General features: G+C 66.1%; 21 protein-coding genes and 1 tRNA gene. 20 read left to right on the top strand and 2 right to left on the bottom strand.

The window, feature by feature from the left end; all coding sequences use genetic code 11:
- Positions 1-71 precede the first annotated feature (71 nt).
- From H4O13_09805 to H4O13_09750, 12 genes are all read left to right on the top strand, one after another.
- Entirely contained in the window at positions 72-287 is a 216-nt protein-coding gene (locus H4O13_09805) for a helix-turn-helix domain-containing protein (GenBank protein MBE5315684.1), read from the top strand.
- Positions 284-550, top strand: coding sequence for a hypothetical protein (locus H4O13_09800; GenBank protein MBE5315683.1), 267 nt, complete (start codon positions 284-286; stop codon positions 548-550). The genes H4O13_09805 and H4O13_09800 overlap by 4 nt, the downstream gene beginning before the upstream one ends.
- A 98-nt stretch (positions 551-648) precedes the next feature.
- A complete protein-coding gene (locus tag H4O13_09795) occupies positions 649-1,110 on the top strand; it encodes a DNA primase (protein ID MBE5315682.1) in 462 nt (153 codons plus the stop codon).
- Positions 1,107-2,462 carry an AAA family ATPase gene (locus H4O13_09790; GenBank protein MBE5315681.1) on the top strand — a complete coding sequence of 452 codons (1,356 nt, stop codon included), beginning with the start codon at positions 1,107-1,109 and terminating at the stop codon, positions 2,460-2,462. The genes H4O13_09795 and H4O13_09790 overlap by 4 nt, the downstream gene beginning before the upstream one ends.
- Positions 2,459-2,608 (top strand): hypothetical protein, encoded by a 150-nt coding sequence (locus H4O13_09785; GenBank protein MBE5315680.1) that lies wholly within the window; start codon positions 2,459-2,461, stop codon positions 2,606-2,608. Before H4O13_09790 ends, H4O13_09785 begins: the two co-directional genes overlap by 4 nt.
- Before the next feature lie 143 nt (positions 2,609-2,751).
- Complete coding sequence (locus tag H4O13_09780; GenBank protein ID MBE5315679.1) at positions 2,752-3,222, top strand: hypothetical protein; 471 nt, start codon at positions 2,752-2,754, stop codon at positions 3,220-3,222.
- Entirely contained in the window at positions 3,219-3,419 is a 201-nt protein-coding gene (locus H4O13_09775; protein MBE5315678.1) for a hypothetical protein, read from the top strand. The genes H4O13_09780 and H4O13_09775 overlap by 4 nt, the downstream gene beginning before the upstream one ends.
- On the top strand, positions 3,416-3,700 hold the full coding sequence (locus H4O13_09770; GenBank protein MBE5315677.1) for a hypothetical protein: 285 nt from the start codon (positions 3,416-3,418) through the stop codon (positions 3,698-3,700). The genes H4O13_09775 and H4O13_09770 overlap by 4 nt, the downstream gene beginning before the upstream one ends.
- 10 nt (positions 3,701-3,710) lie before the next feature.
- Positions 3,711-3,977, top strand: coding sequence for a hypothetical protein (locus H4O13_09765; protein MBE5315676.1), 267 nt, complete (start codon positions 3,711-3,713; stop codon positions 3,975-3,977).
- Positions 3,977-4,612: a hypothetical protein gene (locus tag H4O13_09760; protein ID MBE5315675.1), complete on the top strand. Its 636-nt coding sequence runs from the start codon at positions 3,977-3,979 to the stop codon at positions 4,610-4,612. The genes H4O13_09765 and H4O13_09760 overlap by 1 nt, the downstream gene beginning before the upstream one ends.
- Positions 4,613-4,839: 227 nt before the next feature.
- Positions 4,840-5,400 carry a SocA family protein gene (locus H4O13_09755; protein MBE5315674.1) on the top strand — a complete coding sequence of 187 codons (561 nt, stop codon included), beginning with the start codon at positions 4,840-4,842 and terminating at the stop codon, positions 5,398-5,400.
- A 2-nt stretch (positions 5,401-5,402) separates the two neighbouring features.
- Positions 5,403-5,801, top strand: coding sequence for a hypothetical protein (locus tag H4O13_09750; protein ID MBE5315673.1), 399 nt, complete (start codon positions 5,403-5,405; stop codon positions 5,799-5,801).
- Between the two features lie 751 nt (positions 5,802-6,552).
- On the opposite strand, the gene H4O13_09745 is transcribed toward H4O13_09750, so the two are convergent.
- Both H4O13_09745 and H4O13_09740 read right to left on the bottom strand, forming a co-directional pair.
- A tRNA-Phe gene (locus tag H4O13_09745) sits at positions 6,553-6,628 on the bottom strand.
- A 75-nt stretch (positions 6,629-6,703) separates the two neighbouring features.
- The gene (locus tag H4O13_09740) at positions 6,704-7,201 is read right to left on the bottom strand and encodes a hypothetical protein (GenBank protein MBE5315672.1); all 498 of its coding nucleotides are present in this window, start codon (positions 7,199-7,201) and stop codon (positions 6,704-6,706) included.
- Positions 7,202-7,357: 156 nt separating this feature from the next.
- Here H4O13_09740 and H4O13_09735 point away from each other — a divergent pair, with 156 nt between their 5' ends.
- From H4O13_09735 to H4O13_09700, 8 genes are all read left to right on the top strand, one after another.
- The gene (locus tag H4O13_09735) at positions 7,358-7,759 is read left to right on the top strand and encodes a hypothetical protein (GenBank protein MBE5315671.1); all 402 of its coding nucleotides are present in this window, start codon (positions 7,358-7,360) and stop codon (positions 7,757-7,759) included.
- Positions 7,760-8,122: 363 nt separating this feature from the next.
- Positions 8,123-9,031, top strand: coding sequence for a dTDP-4-dehydrorhamnose reductase (gene rfbD / locus H4O13_09730; GenBank protein ID MBE5315670.1), 909 nt, complete (start codon positions 8,123-8,125; stop codon positions 9,029-9,031).
- 186 nt (positions 9,032-9,217) lie between these two features.
- Positions 9,218-9,676, top strand: a complete 459-nt coding sequence (locus H4O13_09725) for an SUF system Fe-S cluster assembly regulator (GenBank protein ID MBE5315669.1) — start codon at positions 9,218-9,220, stop codon at positions 9,674-9,676.
- Positions 9,677-9,713: 37 nt separating this feature from the next.
- A complete protein-coding gene (gene sufB / locus H4O13_09720; GenBank protein ID MBE5315668.1) occupies positions 9,714-11,153 on the top strand; it encodes a Fe-S cluster assembly protein SufB in 1,440 nt (479 codons plus the stop codon).
- Between the two features lie 191 nt (positions 11,154-11,344).
- Entirely contained in the window at positions 11,345-12,106 is a 762-nt protein-coding gene (gene sufC, locus H4O13_09715) for a Fe-S cluster assembly ATPase SufC (protein ID MBE5315667.1), read from the top strand.
- Positions 12,106-13,398 carry a Fe-S cluster assembly protein SufD gene (gene sufD, locus H4O13_09710; protein ID MBE5315666.1) on the top strand — a complete coding sequence of 431 codons (1,293 nt, stop codon included), beginning with the start codon at positions 12,106-12,108 and terminating at the stop codon, positions 13,396-13,398. Before sufC ends, sufD begins: the two co-directional genes overlap by 1 nt.
- Positions 13,395-14,636 (top strand): cysteine desulfurase, encoded by a 1,242-nt coding sequence (locus tag H4O13_09705; GenBank protein ID MBE5315665.1) that lies wholly within the window; start codon positions 13,395-13,397, stop codon positions 14,634-14,636. The genes sufD and H4O13_09705 overlap by 4 nt, the downstream gene beginning before the upstream one ends.
- A gap of 74 nt (positions 14,637-14,710) precedes the next feature.
- A complete protein-coding gene (locus tag H4O13_09700; protein ID MBE5315664.1) occupies positions 14,711-15,160 on the top strand; it encodes an iron-sulfur cluster assembly scaffold protein in 450 nt (149 codons plus the stop codon).
- The last annotated feature ends 77 nt before the right edge of the window (positions 15,161-15,237 follow it).

Here is a 15,237-nt window from a genome sequence, read left to right as displayed (position 1 = left end):
TTCGGTCTTCCGAAGTGTTCGGAAACAAGCTTGTCCCCGAAGCGCACACCTTGGCGCTGTGGAGGACGAAGATGAAAAAGCTTGAGCAAGAAACTGCCGCCCCCCTACTGGCCGATTACCTGACCCGCGAGCAGCTGGCCGCGGAGCTTCACGTCACCGTGCGGACGCTTGCGCGGTGGCGCTGGCAGCGAATCGGTCCGCCGTCTGTCCTGCTGTGCGGCCGACGCCTTTACCGCCGTTCGGACGTGGCCGCGTGGATCGAGGCGCAGCGCGAGGCCGCCAAGTGACCGAGGCCCGCACCCGCGACCAGCTGGCCGTCACCGTGGCCCGCAATGTTCAGCATATGAACCGGCTGGCCGGGCTCTATCGCGTAGCCAGCGAGCCGCAAACCGATCCCGCCGCATTGCGCCAGCAGATCACCGAAGCGGCGCGGGCACTGGCATCGCATGACCTGGAGACGCTGGGGGGCGTCGAGGACTTGAGCCGCGCGCTGCCGGGCCTGACTCGCCTTGTCGGGACGCTGCGGCAGATCACCCGAGGTGGCACATGACCCCACGAAACGAGCGAAGCCCGGACGCTGGCACGTCGCGGGCTCCGAAGATGCAGGCACAAGGGCAGCGGCTGCGCGAACAGTCTAGCGGCTACCGCTTGACCACGCATGTGCTGTCGCCGCTGCAGGAATTGGTGCTGCCTCGTCTTGATCGCGTCCGCAAGACTGGCAGCGGCTGGACCGCTCGATGCCCTGCCCACACTGACAAAACCGCATCGCTGAGTCTCGGCGAGGGTAGGGAAGGGCAGGCCCTGATTCATTGCTTTGCTGGCTGCTATGTCGGCGACGTGCTGGCCGCGATCGGCCTTGAGCTGCGCGACCTGTACGCCACGCCCGTTCGCGACTTGTCGCCGATGCAGCGCGCGGAGCGACGGCAAGCGATGCAGCACGCGAGCACGCTTGCAGCTGCCCGCGTCCTGTCTTCGGAAGGGCTATTGATCGAGCTGGCCGCCTTGCAGATCGAGGCCGGCGAGCCCTTGCAGTCCCACGACAGCACCCGGCTACGCGAAGCGCGCGAGCGATGCACCGCTGCCGTGGCCGCTTTGGAGCTGGTGCGATGACCGCCGCCGCGTACGCCGAGGCAATCGAGCGACAGCGTGAGGCGGACTTGGCGCGGCTCGCCACGTTTGCGGACGCGCCGCACCCGGAACCTGAGATCGAGCCCGGAACCCTTCGCCCTGTCGAGGTAGCCCGCATGATGGACGCAACCCTAGCCCCGCCCCGTTTCGTGGTGGCGGACTGGATACCGCGCGGCGTGCTGACCTTGCTAGGTGCCCACGGCGGCAGCGGCAAGTCGCTGCTGGCGCTGACCCTATGCGCCCACGTCACGCAGGGCCGACCGTTCGGCGACTTGGACGTGAGCCCCGGCCGCGCCCTTTTCGTGAGCCTGGAGGACGCCGGCGACGTGGTTCTGCACCGCCTGCGCCGCATAGTGGAAGCGTTCGGCTTGAATCCCGGAACGGTAGCGCAGCGGCTCACTGTTCTGGACGGCAGCGAGGCCGACGCCGCCCTAGCGTCCGAGTTCGCACATGATGGCGTGCGGATGATTGGCCCGACTCCAACGATGCACGCGGTGGCCGAAGCTGCGCCCGGTCATGACTTGATCGTTATCGACAACGCTAGCGATGCGTTTGGCGGAAACGAAAACGACAGGCGACAGGTTCGGGCCTTTGTCCGCGCGCTCGCCCGGATCGCCAAGGATTGCGACGCGGGACTGCTGTTGCTGGCGCATGTGGACAAGGCTGCGGCCAAGTTCGGCGCAAACGGAAACGCCTATAGCGGCTCGACCGCGTGGAACAATTCCGCGCGCTCGCGCCTTGCGATGGCTGGCGAGGATGGCGGCGTGGAGGTGGCGCACGAAAAAGCAAACTTCGGCCGCGTGCGCGCCCCGCTGCGGTTGACCTGGAGCGATGCCGGCGTGCTGATGCCTGCCGGTGCTGGCGCCGACCAGAGCGCGGCGCAGGCTGAATCCGACGCTGCCGACGCGATGGCGGTGCTGGCCGCAATCGCAGACGCAGAGCGATCGGGCGCAGTCGTGGGCACTGGCCGCACTGGCCCCGCTACAACCCGCCATGCGCTGCTGACCTTTCCCGACCTGCCCAAGCACCTGCGCGGAAGCGGCAAAGACTCCAAGGAACGGTTTTGGGCGGCTGTCACCCGATGCCAGCGGGAAGGCTGGATCGAGGGCAGGAATCACACGGGCCCGAGCCGGAATCAGCGCGAGGTGTTCGCAGTGACAGCCGCAGGCGCGTCAGTTCTCGGCGCCCGGAAGTGCGCTGCATATAACCCCACACCCCTGTGCGCGGGAACCCACGAAACCCACGCAGCAGGGGGAGTCGTGAGTTCTACGGGAACCGACGAAACCCACGAAACCGACGCAGCGGCCTATCTGGCTGCGAGGGGGGAGCAATGATCCGCCCTGTGTGCCTCGCCCGTCTGGCCCTGCGCCGACTCTGCACGCTCGAAAACTTCGCCTTGGCCTTCATCGTCGCCGCCACTGCGGCCGTGGCAGTCGGCACTGCATGGCTGGGTTGGTTCGTCTTGAGCATTCCGGCGTGAGGCCCGGAGGTAGGGTAGGGGATAGCGTATCCCCGAGGCTCGACGCTTCAATCCCTGCCCTGTCTCGCTTTGTCACCGCTTGGGGCTTTCATGTCACGCCAGTGTCATGGGACGCTCCGCAGGAAAGCAAGTGCAGAAAAGATATGACGCAGAACGACACCGAAAGTCAGGGCGACACCGAAGGCCGCGAAGCCGCCGCGATTGCGGAAGGCCGCGACGCCCGCGGACGGTTTGCGCCCGGCAACGCTGGCCGCCTGCCCGGTACACGGACACGCGCGACGAAAGCCGTCGAGGCTCTGCTGCAGGGCGAGGCCGAAAGGCTCACGCGGCGCGCGGTGGAGAAAGCCCTAGAGGGCGACGTTCAGGCGTTGAAGCTTTGCCTAGAGCGACTGGCGCCGGCCCGCAAGCCCGAGAGTCGCACGGTCGAGATTCCCGCGCTCGCCGAAGCTTCGTCACCCGCAGATCAGGCCCGCGCAATCGTCGGCGCAATCGCTGCCGGCGAGCTGCCCGCGGACGTTGGCAAGGCGCTTCTGGATGGCATCGGCACCGTCTGCCGAATCATCGAAGTGGCCGAGTTGGAACAGCGCATTGCAGCCTTGGAGGCCAGCAAGTGAGCAAGCAAACCCTAGGCACCCGCCTGCAGCGACTGGAGGCCGCCCGCGTGGTGCATGGGCTGCGGATTGCCCGCGAGGTAATCGACGCCAGCCGCGAAGTCGTGGGCGTGGTGAACCGCCCCGGCCATGCCTTCATCGAACGCAAGCCCGGCGAGCCGCTGGAGGCCCTGCACGCCAGAGCTGAGGCTGCCCGATGAATCGCACGTTGCAAAACCGTCTGCAAGCTCTGGAGGTGCTCGCCGCCCGCGTTCGCAGTGCAGACACCGCCGAGGCTCGCGCGGCATCGGAGGCCCTGCGGGAGCTGCTACAGGCCCACGACGTTGACGGCGCCCTAGCGGCGAGCCTTGAAGCCGCCCGATCAATCGCGGAGCGCGCAGTTGCTGTGGTTGACCTGCTGGAGCTGTGCTCCGAAGCCGAGCGCCGCGAGTTCATGAACAAGCTGGCCGACGCAAACGGCCGCCCCCGCTCCCTGACTTGAGGTTCACCCGATGAATACTGTTTTCGCAATCGACGCCCTAGGCCGGACCCGTGAGCTTGGGGAAAACGACGTTCTGCGCGATGGCGAGCGCATCCGCGTGCCGCTGCTGTTGCAGGACGCCGCCCAAGGCCCCCGGCCCTTCACTGATTCGGAGTCTTACCGGATCGCGGGCGAAGCTATTGCCCGCCAGCGCGGAGGCCGCGTGTCCGATGCCGCGCACGGCGCCTATTGCGCGATGAAGCACCTGATGGATTACCGCAACCGGAGCGCACGCTGATGGACGCCCAACAGATTGACGCCGTACTGGCCGAGGTGGCCGAAGGCTTGGCCGCAGACCAGCGGAATCCGCTTGCCGAGGCTGAGCTGCAAGCCCTGCAGCGCCGTGTAGCGCCGTTCGGCGAGCTGCTGGAAAAGCGGTGGCGACAGCTGCGTCCTGGCGGTCCCGAGCGGCTGCGCGAGGCTGCGGCTGGTCGATCTGCGGAGGTGGAAGCCCTCGCAGAGCATGTGCGGCGCCAGCGCGAACAGTTGGCCGGCCAGCTTGAATTGCTGGGCCAGCTGCGCCGCACCGCCCGCCGTCGTGAGGCGTTGCAGGGGTTGCCGCAAGCCTACAGTGGCGCTGCACTCGCGGTGGCCGCCGCGGAGGCCGCGCTTGCTTCGGCATGGGCCGCGATGGATGCAGTGAACGCTGCCGCGCAGACGGTCGCACAGCATCGACGTAACGCTGGCGATGCCTGCCCTGATGCTCCCGTCGAGGCCGAGGCACTGCCGCCCCGCTTGGCCGCAATGGCGCGACAGATCGGCGAGCGAGCGCACGGGGTCATGCGCTGGCCCGAGGGCTTCGCGGACTCGATTGGGGTCGAAGACGCGACCGCCGACGCCCGGCACCGCTTGGGGATTTACGCGAACGTTTGATGGTCAAGCATCCGGCGCTCACCTCGGCGCCGGTTGCCGCGGGGTTTCGGAGGCCCCGCCGTCGCGCTGGCAGACGGTCGCAAGCCAGCCGGAACCCGCCCCACCATTGACCGAGCGCGAGGCCGGGGATAGGGGCGGGGTTTCGTCGTCTGCCGCTCACCTCTGTTGACATCCGCTGTGATACATATAAGAGATGCCGCCGCTGGCATTGTTTTCTGGAGCACCTCATGCCTTTCAACGAAGCAAAAGCTGTTCAGGCTATCGCATGGTTGTTGAACAAGGCAGGAGGCCGCTTGGACAAGTGGCAGCTGATAAAGATGCTGTACTTGGCCGAGCGCACGTACTTGAGGAAACACGGAGCTCTGATCACTGGTGACCGGTTCGTTTCTATGCAGTACGGCCCTGTGGTTTCCTCCACGTACGACCTGATCAAGGCCTCTGGGGCACGTGTGTCTGAATGGTCACGTTGGCTCAACCCCGTTTCTGAGCACGCTATAAGCCTTCGCGCGGATCTTTCGGTTGACAGGGAAGCGATGCAGAAGCTTTGCGACGCTGAGATTGCAGAGTTGGATGCAATCTTCGAGGAGTTTGGGCACATGTCCGGCAAGGAGTTGGTGGACTTCACTCACGACAACTGTCACGAGTGGCTGGACCCGAAGGGGTCTTCCGTGCCCATCACGACCACCGAAGTTCTGGAAGCGCAAGGCGTCACCAGAAGCGTTGCCAGAGCTATCGCGGAATCCGTCCGTGAAGATAACGCTCTGCAGCGATTCATGGCAGCTCTCTGACCGTGTTCCTGCCGCTTCCGCGGGCTACGGTGCTCGCTGCGACAGATCCGAACAACCCCAAGGAAAGGCACCTTTTTGTTTTGCTCACTGAACCTCTGGGCGAGCAAGAAGAGGTCCTGATGGTGAACATTTCGTCGGTTCGCCCTGACGTGCCCCACGACGATGCGTGCCTGATCGACTGCGGCGAGCATCCATTTGTTAAGCGTCTTTCCTACGTTGTTTACCGACGTGCGTGGCGCGTGCCGTTGGCGGATCTTGTAGCGGCCGTCGAGTCGAACAAGATGATTCCGCACCGCCCCGTGGCCAGAGAGCTATACGATCGCATCTGCGCGGGCCTGAAGGCCTCCATGTACGCAAGCCCGGAGATTAAGGCGTTGCTGCATTGGCAGGAGGCAATTTAGGTGCTTGCGGCTCTCTAGGAGTTCTCCTACCCCAAGCCGAGCCGTCTGCCGACTGTCAGCGCGCGACCGTGGCGGCACACTGGCCGCGCCTTGGAAGCCCTGGCGCTGGTCCCTCCCCGGAAGTCCAGCGCGACCCCTGCGGCGGGTGAGTTCGCAGCAAGCTACGCCGAGGCGACTGCACAGAGAGCCCTGCAGGGACGCGGGGCTTTCTCTTTTGCGCGGCTGACGCGTTACCCGGTAACGTCAAGGTATGCCGCTGGGTCGGGTAGCGTCGCGATCACCGTTTGCTCTGCATCCGCTAGCAGCCGTTCAAGCATCGCCCGCTGGCTTAGTCCCTGATGCCTCGCCAGTCGCTGCAAGGCTGCTGCCGTGGTGGCCGATACCATCACGTCTAAGCGCACGTCGGTGCCGTCTGTGAGCCTGCGCTGGCGGAACGCCTGCTGCCTTTGTGCCGCTGTCTGTGCCATCGCCTGATCCGCCTGTTACCGGGTAACGGGAAGACTGCCATCGTTACCGGGTAACAGCAAGCGGCCTGCTGTGGGAGGCGCGGAGCTGCTGCAGCTGCCGAACGCATCCGCGGAGGAGCGTGTGAGGAAGTGTGGGGCGCGCGTCTGAGTCCGCCGTGTCGCTGGCCCCGCGCAGCCGGCGCAATGACACCCGCGCGGCCATGACATGGACGTGACACGAGAAAACGGAAGTTCAGAAACAGAACGCCCCGCGTAGGAAAAACCTAGGCGGGGCGTGGAGTTATTGGTGGCCAAGGACGGAATCGAACCGCCGACACGGGGATTTTCAATCCCCTGCTCTACCAACTGAGCTACTTGGCCTCGCGAAGCCGTCACACCAGCGTCGCAGAGCGGGCTATTAAAGCGGCAGTTCAACAGGACGTCAAGCCTTGCAGATCAGCCTGCCCCCGCCGGAGCAGGACGCCCGTTGCGCGCTTGGCGCATGTCGACTTTGCGGATGGTATCGATGCGGCAGCTGCCGCTGTCGAAGCGCACGATGCCCGAGTTCGCGTAGATTCGGCTGCCCGCTTCGCCGATATCGACACGCCAGGCTTCGTTGAGCCCACGGCAGTGGGGACGCACGCTGATCAGCCAGGCCTCGCGTGGATTCGCATGAACGAGCAGGTGTTCACGATCCAGCAGTTCCCAGTTGCGGAAGTCCCTCAGAAAGAAGCTGGAGACGGGATCGCCAGCGAAGCGCTCGTAGTGATCGAGGGTCCTCGCTGTCGCACTCACCGTTCCTGCGTAGGCACCTGCAGATGCGAGCAAAGCAGCGGCCACGCCAAGCCACATTTGTCTCCATCGCGTTCCGGCATTCATAAAGTTCACCTCGTGAGTGTTCAGGTTGGCTGAGAACCGGCAGGCGGTGCACGCGCCGGACTCGCAGGCTTTCATGACACTCGGCGCCGAGGGTGAACGCGGACCCAATGCCTTGAACACTTCCGAGGCGGCGTTGTTCCGGTTTGCCCCGGCCTTGCGCCACGCTAAGTGCAACATCGGACTGAGGCGCTCCCCCTTGCGCCACGTGCTCGCCCGCAGAGGAGGTTATCCATGTTCCGCTTTCTTGTGTCCTGTTCGCTTTGCCTTGCCCTGGCCGCGTGCGCTTCAACCAGCCCGCGTGAGCGCGAAGAGGCCGCGCTCGCGCGCTACAGCGCGCACGCGGGGGAGCCCGTCGCCAGCTTTCATCTTCGGCTGATGCGTGAATGGGTGTCGCTTGGAGGAGCCCACGTGGCGGTTTACACCGGCGTCAATCAAGCCTGGCTGCTTGAGCTGGATCAACCCTGCCAAGGCTTGGATTTCGCTCAAGCCATACAGCTCACTTCGACGGGTTCGCGGGTGTACGGAAAGTTCGACACGGTGCGCTTCGACCACCAGATCTGCCGGATTCGAGAGATTCGCCCCGTCGACGTGCGCGCCATGAAGGCAGAGCGGCGACGTCAGGCGTCGAGTTGAGGGCCTGCGACAAGGCCCCCTGCCCGCAGGGGCTTCCCCTCGACGTCTGTGACGGCCCCGCTGCGCGGACCTCGCTCTTGCTGGCCTGCAGCGCGAACTTGATGGGGTGGCGCGCTCCGCAGCGAGCCCAGCGGTGCTTCTCATTCGGTGCCCGGCGTTGCACGGGCTCGGTCACACTCTGCCGCGAGGTGAGGCGCCCAGTTCCGGGAATGCGCCTGGTGCCCGCCGGGAGTGCATCTTTGCTTGCGTTCTGAACTTGGATCACCGGCGGCCATGCGTTCCTTCGCAGCCGGACGATCGACCCACGCACCGCGAGCTGAGGCGGAGGTACGCTGCGCCGCTTCCAAGTGTTGGAGTGTTTCGATGTTGATACTGGTGTTGGGCGCGAACGGGCAAGTGGGCTTCGAACTGGTGCGCGCCTTGGCACCCTTGGGGGCCATCGAGTGCACCACGCGTTCAGGGCGGCTACCCGGAACGGGTCGATGCCATGCGCTCGATATCGCCGAACCAGAGGCCGTGGTCGCCTTGGTCGAGCGCCTGCGCCCGCGGGTGGTGGTGAATGCGGCGGCGTACACCGCGGTCGATCGCGCCGAGGACGAGCCCGATCTTGCCTTCAAGGTGAATGCGGAAGCCGTCGCGGCCTTGGCCGCTGCCTGTGCCCGGCAGCGGGCTTGGCTGCTGCACTACTCGACCGACTATGTTTTCTCCGGCCAGGGCGCACGCCCTTGGCGCGAACAGGACGCCACCGCTCCGCTTGGCGTGTATGGCGCCAGCAAGCGTGCGGGTGAATCGGCCATCGTGGAAAGCGGCTGCGCCCACTTCATCCTGCGCACGTCCTGGGTGTACGCGGCGCGCGGGCAGAACTTCCTGCGCACCATGCTGCGATTGGCGGAGCAGCGCCCGCAGCTCTCAGTGGTGGCCGATCAGCGCGGCGCACCGACCCCGGCGCGCTGGATCGCTGCGGCGACAGCGGCGCTGTTGGCTCGCACCGATCTCGATGCGCCGCATGGCGAACTCTTGCATCTGACCGCCGCAGGCGAGTGCAGCTGGTACGCGTTTGCCTGGGCGATCTTCGAGGAAGCGCTGGCCGCAGGCCTGATCGCCGCAGCGCCGGAGGTGCGCGCTATCACCACCGCCGAGTATCCGACCAGGGCGAAGCGGCCCGCCTTCTCCCGTCTCGACAACGCCAAGCTTCAGCAGGGCTATGGGCTGGCGCTGCCGGACTGGCGGATCGGTCTGCAGCAGGTGATTGCCGAACTCGCCCGCGACTAAAGCCGAAGTCATTGCGCGGGCGGTGGTTTGCACGAACCGATTGCGCGGTCGCGCGTCAGCTGGATTCAGGGCGCGCGGGCTTCAAGGACCACGCCGTGCGCGAGTCGTCTTCATCCCGCGTGGATTGAGCCGGCGTCCGTCAATGAGTACAATTTCGGTCCTGTTTGACGGAACCGGCTGCCGCGCATGCTTCGCGTCACCAAGCTCACCGACTACGCCACCCTCGTGCTGACCGTGATGGCCGCCGATGGCGAGGCTGTGCATAGCGCTGCCGGCTTGGCAGAGAAGGCGGGGCTGGAGCTGCCGACCGTATCCAAACTGCTGAAGCTGCTGGCACAAGCACAGCTGGTGCAGAGCTTCCGCGGTGCGGCCGGCGGCTACCGGCTGGCATGCGCGGCCGAGGAGATCAGGCTGATCCATGTGATCGAGGCCATCGAAGGGCCGCTGGCGGTCACCGAATGCGTGGGCCAGCAGGGCCAGTGCGGTATCGAGCATCGCTGCGGCGTGCGCGCCAACTGGCGGCGCGTCAACGATGTGATTGCCGAAGCCCTGCACGGCGTCAGCCTGATCGACCTGCTGAGGCCGCCGCCGCGTGGCCCGGTTCGCAAGACCCAATCCATCCCCTTGGTCATTGCCAGCGAATGACCGCTCCATCCGTTTGCCACATCGCATAGGCAGCCCCATGGCCACCGAACGCAAGGACATCGAAGAAGCCTTGGCCCGACAGTACTCGGCCGGCTTCGTGACCGACATCGACACTGAGATCGCGCCCAAGGGCCTGAGCGAAGATGTCGTGCGCATGATCTCCGCCAAGAAGGACGAGCCCGAGTGGCTCACCGAATGGCGGCTGGCCGCCTATCGGCACTGGCTGACGATGACGCCGCCGGACTGGGCCAAGCTGAAGATCGCCCCGATCGATTACCAGGACATCAGCTACTTCGCGCAGCCGAAGAAGAAGTACGCCTCGCTGGATGAGGTCGATCCCAAGCTGCTGGAGACGTACGAGAAGCTCGGCGTGCCTCTGCACGAGCGCGCCAAGCTCGCCGGTGTTGCCGTCGATGCCGTGTTCGACTCGGTCTCGGTCGGCACCACCTTCAAGAAAGAGCTGGCCGCGGTCGGTGTGATCTTCTGCAGCTTCTCCGAGGCTGTGCACGAACACCCGGAGCTGGTGCGCCAGTACCTCGGCAGCGTGGTGCCAGTGGCCGACAACTACTTCGCCGCGCTGAACTCGGCGGTGTTCTCGGACGGCAGCTTCGTCTACATCCCGAAGGGCGTGCGCTGCCCGATGGAGCTCAGCACCTACTTCCGCATCAACGCCGCTGAGACCGGCCAGTTCGAGCGCACGCTCATCATTGCCGACGAGGGCAGCCACGTGAGCTACCTCGAAGGCTGCACCGCACCGCAGCGCGACGAGAACCAGCTGCATGCGGCGGTGGTCGAGCTGGTGACGCTTGAGCGGGCCGAGATCAAGTACTCGACCGTACAGAACTGGTACCCGGGCGACGAGAACGGCGTCGGCGGCATTTACAACTTCGTGACCAAGCGCGGCGAGTGTCGCGGGGCCAAGTCGAAAATCAGCTGGACCCAGGTCGAGACCGGCTCGGCCATCACTTGGAAGTACCCGAGCTGCGTGCTGAAGGGCGATGACTCGGTGGGTGAGTTCTACTCGGTGGCACTGACGCATCACCGCCAGCAGGCGGACACCGGCACCAAGATGATCCACTTGGGCAAGAACACCAAGAGCAAGATCATCAGCAAGGGCATCAGCGCCGGACGCGGCCAGAACACCTATCGCGGCCTGGTGCACGTCGGCAAGGGTGCGGAGAACGCGCGCAACTACACCCAGTGCGACAGTCTGCTGATTGGCAAGCGCTGCGGCGCCCACACCTTTCCGTACATCGAAGTACGCCGTCCCGACGCCATCGTCGAGCACGAGGCGACCACTTCCAAGATCAGCGACGACCAGCTCTTCTACTGCCGCGCTCGCGGCATCGGCGAGGAAGACGCGGTGTCGATGATCGTCGACGGTTTCTGCAAGCAGGTCTTCAAGGAGCTGCCGATGGAGTTCGCGGTGGAGGCGAAGAAGCTGCTTGAGGTGTCGCTTGAGGGAGCGGTTGGATAGAGCCGGGATTGGGGATTGGGGATTAGGGATTCAAAGCCCGAGCCTTTGACTCTCCCAAGTTATCCCGGCTGCCGCTCTGTATCGCCCCTCACCCCAACCCCTCTCCCGTGGGGAGAGGGGCCCAAAGTTTGAGGCTGCGGCAAGTATTGCCGCGCCACCCCACGAATCCCGAATCCCCAATCCCGAATCCCATGCTCAAGATCACCAACCTCCACGTCCGCGCCGGTGAGCGCGAAATCCTCAAGGGTCTGTCGCTGACGCTTGAGCCCGGCAAGCTGCACGCCATCATGGGCCCCAACGGTGCCGGCAAGTCCACGCTCGGCCATGTGCTGGCCGGGCGCGAGGGCTATGAGGTCACGCAGGGCTCGGTCGAGTTCAACGGCGTCGACTTGCTGGCCCTGGAGCCGGAAGAGCGCGCGGCTGCCGGTGTTTTCCTGGCCTTCCAGTACCCGGTGGAGATTCCGGGGGTGAACAACACCTATTTCCTTCGCGCGGCGCTGAATGCGCAGCGCAAGGCGCGCGGCGAGGAAGAACTCGATGCCATGCAGTTCCTGAAGCTGGTGCGGCAGAAGCTGCAGATCCTGAGCCTCAAGGAAGAGCTGCTGCATCGCGCGGTCAACTCGGGCTTCTCGGGCGGCGAGAAGAAGCGCAACGAGATCTTCCAGATGGCCGTGCTGGAGCCGAAGCTCGCCATCCTCGACGAGACCGATTCCGGCCTCGACATCGATGCGCTGAAGGCCGTTGCTGATGGCGTCAATGCGCAGCGTTCGCCCGAGCGCAGCTTCCTGGTCATCACCCACTACCAGCGCCTGCTCGACTACATCGTGCCCGACGTGGTGCATGTGCTGGCCGAGGGCCGCATCGTCGAGAGCGGCGGGCCGGAACTGGCACGTGAGCTCGAATCGCACGGCTATGCCTGGATCAAGGACCGGCAGAGCCCGGAGGCGGTCTGATGTCCGCCCTGATTGAAAGCTTTGCCCAGCGCTGGGCCGAGCTGCCCGAGCCTCTACGCGCAGCAGCGGGCTTGGCTGATGCGCGCAAGGCGGCGCTCGATGCTCTGCTGGTCGACGGCTTGCCGGCCCAGCGCGCCGAGCGCTGGCGCTATACCAGCCTGCGCGCACTCGGCCAGCGCAGTTATCGCGCCTCCGCTGGCGCGAGTGTCGATGCTGCGTTGATCACGCACATCCCGCGGCCGCGCCTGGTCTTCGTCAACGGCTGGCTGGACACCGCACTCAGCGATCTGTCGGCGCTGCCCGCGGGCCTCTCGGTGCACACGCTCGGCCGTCTGCTGCCCGACGCGCATGCGCGCGACGTCGTCCATCTGGGGCGACGCTTCACCATTGCCGATGACGTCTTCGCACGCGCCAACGCGGCGCTGGCCGTCGAGGGTGTGGTGATCGAGGTCGAGGCCCATGCGCAGATCGACGCGCCACTGCATCTGGTGTCGATCGGCGCGCCCGAGTCGGCCGAGGTCGCCTGGCATCTGCGCCATCTGCTCGACCTTGGCGCCAATGCACGCCTCAGCGTGGTCGAACACGTGCTGGGCTTCGAGGCGCATGCGCATCTCGACAACACGCTGGCGCAGGTGCACTTGAAGCCAGGGGCGGAGCTGACCCACGCGCGCGTGCAGAATGCTGCCGACGGTGCACAGCTGTTCGCGCGCGTGGATGCCGCGCTGGCGGCCGGCGCGCGCTACCGCCGCGTGGATCTGGAGCTCGGCGCCGCGCTGTCGCGCTTGGAGCTCAACGCCGAACTGCAGGGCGAAGCGGCAGCCTTCATCTCTGGCGGCGCGCAGCTCGCCGATGCGAGGCGAGCGGTGGATGTGCGCCTGAGCGTCGACCATGTGGCCCGCGACACCCGCTGCGATCTGCGCTGGCGTGGGCTGGCCGCAGGTCGCGGCAAGCTCAGCTTCTACGGCGGCATCCGCATCCGCGAAGGTGCCGACGGCACCGACGCCGAGCTGTCGGATCGCAATCTGCTGCTGTCCGACACCGCCGAGGTCAACACCCAGCCGGTGCTGGTGATCGATGCCGACGAGGTCAAGGCCGCGCACGGTGCGACGGTCGGCCAGCTCGACGCGACCGCCTTGTTCTATCTGCGCTCGCGCGGCATCCCTCGCGACGAGGCCCGGGCGCTGTTGACCCGCGCCTTCCTGGTCGAGGCCATCGAAGTCGTCGAGCAGACCGCGCTGATCGAAACCCTCACCGACGCGCTGATCGCGCGTATCGAAGGAGCCGCCCTGTGAACGCCCTGCGCCAGCCCAACACCTCCATCGACTGGCTCGCCCTGCGCGCCGAGTTCCCGGTGCTGGCGCGCCAAGTCCACGGCAAGCCGCTGGTCTATCTCGACAACGCAAACACCGGGCAGAAGCCGCGCGCGGTCATCGAGGCGATGGACGCCTACTACAGCCGCTACACGGCCAACGTGGCGCGCGCGGTGCACAGTCTGGGCGAAGAGGCGACTGCGGCCTACGAAGGCGCACGCGGCAAGCTCGCCAAGTTCCTGAACGTTCGCAGCGACGAGCTGGTGTTCACCTCGGGCACCACCCAGGCCATCAACCTGGTGGCCTACAGCTATCTGCTGCCGAAGCTGCAGGCCGGCGATGTGATCCTCGCCAGCCGCATGGAGCACCACGCCAACCTGGTGCCCTGGCAGCTCATCGCCGAGCGCACCGGGGCGAAAGTGCTGCCGGTCGAGATCCTGCAGAACGGCGAGCTCGACCTCGTCGACCTTGAAAAGAAGCTCGACGGCCGGGTCAAGCTGCTGGCCGTGACCCACGTCAGCAACGTGCTGGGCACGGTGACGCCGATCCGCGAGATCTGCGCGATGGCGCGACGCCTTGGGGTGCCAGTGCTGGTCGACGGCTCGCAGGCGGTGCCGCACATGCCGGTGGACATCGCCGCGATCGGCTGCGATTTCTATGTCTTCACCGGCCACAAGATGGCCGGCCCCACCGGCACCGGCGCGCTGTGGGCGAAACGCGAGCACCTGCAGTCGATGCCGCCCTTCTTTGGCGGTGGCGAGATGATCCGCACGGTCAGCTTCGAGCGCACCACCTTCAACGAGCCACCGCACAAGTTCGAGGCCGGCACGCCCAACATCTCGGGCTTCATCGGCCTGGGCGCCGCCGTTGATTTCCTCTCCGGTATCGGCATGCCGGCGATCGCCGAGCGTGAGCAGTACCTGCTGGGCGTGGCGACCGAGGCGCTGCGCGCGGTGCCGGGCCTGCGCGTTTTCGGCGAAGCGCGCGAGAAGGCGGCCGTCATCTCCTTCCTGGTGGAAGGCGCGCACGCGCATGACCTTGCGACGCTGTTGGATCTCGAAGGCATCGCCGTGCGCTCGGGTCACCACTGCGCGCATCCGCTGATGAGCTACTTCGGTGTGCCGGCGACGCTGCGCGCGAGTCTGGCGTTCTTCAATACCGAGGCGGAGATCGAAGCGCTGGTGCGTGGGATCGACAAGGCCCGCAGATTGCTGGGTTGAGCCTTGCGGCGGAGCTTCGACGCCAGCTCGACCAGCGAATCCCGAATCCCGAATCCCGAATCCCGCCCCCGGGCATGTCCAACCCCTACCGCTCCGCCATCCTTGAGCACAGTCGCTCGCCGCATCGTCGCGGCGTGTTGGTGCATGCGACGCACTGCGGCTGCGGCGAGAACGCGCTGTGTGGCGACAGCCTTTCCGTGCAGCTGCGCGTCGAGCACGGGCGCATCGCCGACTACGCCTTCGAGGCCGAGGCCTGCGCCATCGTCGTGGCCACGGCCTCGATGCTGGGCGAGGCGCTCGTCGGCAGTGCGCCGTCGACCTTGGACGCGATCGAGGCCGATCTGCGGCGGCTGCTGGGCCAGACGCCGCCTGAACCGGACGACGCCGTGCGTGGCCGCTTGGGTGCTCTCGCCGACCTCGCCGAGATGCGCGCGCTGCCGCGCCGACACCGCTGCGTCACACTCGCGATGGAAGCCGTGCGGGCAGCGCTGAGCGCGGCCCTTCCGGAGAACCTCACGAGGTGATGCCGCGCGCCGAACGAATCGCGGCGCACGGGGAACACCAGGCTTCGCGCACACCGGGTGCGCCCGTCGCGCCGCAA

Source organism: Lysobacterales bacterium (assembly GCA_014946745.1).
Classification (GTDB): domain Bacteria; phylum Pseudomonadota; class Gammaproteobacteria; order Xanthomonadales; family Xanthomonadaceae; genus Aquimonas.
This window is presented reverse-complemented; position numbering and strand designations above follow the sequence as displayed.

Bases quoted from the DNA above. Each gene is read 5' to 3' on its own strand.
- H4O13_09805 (MBE5315684.1), top strand. From the start codon at position 72: ATGAAAAAGCTTGAGCAAGAAACTGCCGCCCCCCTACTGGCCGATTAC.
- H4O13_09790 (MBE5315681.1), top strand. From the start codon at position 1,107: ATGACCGCCGCCGCGTACGCCGAGGCAATCGAGCGACAGCGTGAGGCG.
- H4O13_09785 (MBE5315680.1), top strand. From the start codon at position 2,459: ATGATCCGCCCTGTGTGCCTCGCCCGTCTGGCCCTGCGCCGACTCTGC.
- H4O13_09780 (MBE5315679.1), top strand. From the start codon at position 2,752: ATGACGCAGAACGACACCGAAAGTCAGGGCGACACCGAAGGCCGCGAA.
- H4O13_09770 (MBE5315677.1), top strand. From the start codon at position 3,416: ATGAATCGCACGTTGCAAAACCGTCTGCAAGCTCTGGAGGTGCTCGCC.
- H4O13_09765 (MBE5315676.1), top strand. From the start codon at position 3,711: ATGAATACTGTTTTCGCAATCGACGCCCTAGGCCGGACCCGTGAGCTT.
- H4O13_09760 (MBE5315675.1), top strand. From the start codon at position 3,977: ATGGACGCCCAACAGATTGACGCCGTACTGGCCGAGGTGGCCGAAGGC.
- H4O13_09755 (MBE5315674.1), top strand. From the start codon at position 4,840: ATGCCTTTCAACGAAGCAAAAGCTGTTCAGGCTATCGCATGGTTGTTG.
- H4O13_09740 (MBE5315672.1), bottom strand. From the start codon at position 7,201: ATGAAAGCCTGCGAGTCCGGCGCGTGCACCGCCTGCCGGTTCTCAGCC.
- H4O13_09735 (MBE5315671.1), top strand. From the start codon at position 7,358: ATGTTCCGCTTTCTTGTGTCCTGTTCGCTTTGCCTTGCCCTGGCCGCG.
- rfbD (MBE5315670.1), top strand. From the start codon at position 8,123: ATGTTGATACTGGTGTTGGGCGCGAACGGGCAAGTGGGCTTCGAACTG.
- H4O13_09725 (MBE5315669.1), top strand. From the start codon at position 9,218: ATGCTTCGCGTCACCAAGCTCACCGACTACGCCACCCTCGTGCTGACC.
- sufB (MBE5315668.1), top strand. From the start codon at position 9,714: ATGGCCACCGAACGCAAGGACATCGAAGAAGCCTTGGCCCGACAGTAC.
- sufC (MBE5315667.1), top strand. From the start codon at position 11,345: ATGCTCAAGATCACCAACCTCCACGTCCGCGCCGGTGAGCGCGAAATC.
- sufD (MBE5315666.1), top strand. From the start codon at position 12,106: ATGTCCGCCCTGATTGAAAGCTTTGCCCAGCGCTGGGCCGAGCTGCCC.
- H4O13_09700 (MBE5315664.1), top strand. From the start codon at position 14,711: ATGTCCAACCCCTACCGCTCCGCCATCCTTGAGCACAGTCGCTCGCCG.